Origin of the sequence: Agromyces binzhouensis, assembly GCF_004135055.1 — a bacterium.
GTDB classification, from domain to species: Bacteria; Actinomycetota; Actinomycetes; order Actinomycetales; family Microbacteriaceae; genus Agromyces; species Agromyces binzhouensis.
The window spans coordinates 1-1,735 of sequence record NZ_SDPL01000531.1; the positions used below are offsets into that span (position 1 = coordinate 1).

General features: G+C 73.3%; 1 protein-coding gene. It reads left to right on the forward strand.

From position 1 onward, the window contains the following. A partial coding sequence (recQ, locus tag ESO86_RS16445; RefSeq protein ID WP_422836509.1) for a DNA helicase RecQ occupies positions 1 to 1,735 on the forward strand: 1,735 nt, incomplete at both ends.

The window sequence follows — 1,735 nt, forward strand, 5'->3', positions numbered from 1 at the left end:
GCCGCCGTCCGACCCGGTCGGCGGGTCGGCGACGAGCGAGCGGATGCCGCCGGCCGGCACCGCGACGGCCGCGCCCGTCCGCTTCGCCTCGTCGATCGACGCGCTCCGCACGGTCTACGGCTACGACGGGTTCCGCGGCGAGCAGGCCGCGATCATCGACCACGTGGCGGCCGGCGGCGACGCGGTCGTGCTCATGCCCACGGGCGGCGGCAAGAGCCTCTGCTACCAGGTCCCGGCGCTCCTCCGCGAGGGCACCGGCGTCGTGGTGTCGCCGCTCATCGCGCTCATGCACGACCAGGTCGATGCGCTCGTCCGCAACGGCGTGCGCGCGGGCTACCTGAACTCCTCCCAGACGCCGGCCGAGCGGGCGAGCGTCGAGCGCGCGTACCTCTCCGGCGAGCTCGACCTCCTCTACGTCGCACCCGAGCGGTTGGGCTCCGAGCAGACCAAGCGGTTCCTCGAGCGGGGGACGATCGCGCTGTTCGCGATCGACGAGGCGCACTGCGTCGCGCAGTGGGGGCACGACTTCCGCCCGGACTACCTCGCCCTCGCGGAGCTCGCCGAGCGCTGGCCCGAGGTGCCGCGCATCGCGCTCACGGCCACCGCGACCGAGGCGACGCATCGCGAGATCACGACGAGGCTCTCGCTCGGTGACGCGCGCCACTTCGTCTCGAGCTTCGACCGGCCGAACATCCAGTACCGCATCGCCCCGAAGCTCGACGTGCGTCGACAGCTGCTCGACTTCGTGCGCACCGAGGGTCGCGACGCCGACGGCAACCCGGTCGCGGGCATCGTCTACGCGCTCTCGCGCGCGAGCACCGAGAAGTTCGCCGCCTTCCTCGCCGCGAACGGCGTCGACGCGATGCCCTACCACGCCGGTCTCGATGCCGCCACGCGCCGCCGCACCCAGGAGCGCTTCCTCCGCGAGGACGGCGTGGTCGTCGTGGCCACGATCGCCTTCGGCATGGGCATCGACAAGCCCGACGTCCGCTTCGTCGCCCACGTCGACCTGCCGAAGTCGGTCGAGGGCTACTACCAGGAGACCGGCCGCGCGGGCCGCGACGGCCTGCCGTCGACGACCTGGCTCGCGTACGGGCTGCAGGACGTCGTGCAGCAGCGCCGCATGATCGACGAGAGCCCCGGCGACCTCGCGCACCGACGCAGGCTCGCGTCGCACCTCGACGCGATGCTCGCCCTCTGCGAGACCGTGCAGTGCCGACGCCAGAACCTTCTCGCGTACTTCGGCGAGCAGAGCACGCCGTGCGGCAACTGCGACACGTGCCTCGAGCCGCCCGCCTCGTGGGACGGCACCGTCGCCTCGCAGAAGCTGATGTCCACGATTGTCCGGCTGCAGCGTGAACGCGGGCAGCGGTTCGGCGCCGGCCACCTCGTCGACATCCTCCGCGGCAAGCGCACCGCGCGCGTCGAGCAGTACGGTCACGACGCGCTCGCGACGTGGGGCATCGGCGACGACCTCTCCGAGGCGCAGTGGCGAGGCGTCGTGCGCCAACTGCTCGCGCAGGGCCTGCTGCAGCCGGTCGGCGAGTACGGCGTCCTGACCCTGACGGATGCCTCGGCCGAGGTGCTCTCGGGGTCCCGGCAGGTCTCCTTCCGCACCGAGCCGGAGCGTCCGGTGCGCGCATCGCGGTCGAGCCGCGCCGCGGCTCCCGCGGCGGCCGACCTCGAGCCGCGCGACGCGGAGCTGTTCGAGGCGCTGCGTGCCTGGCGCGCCTCG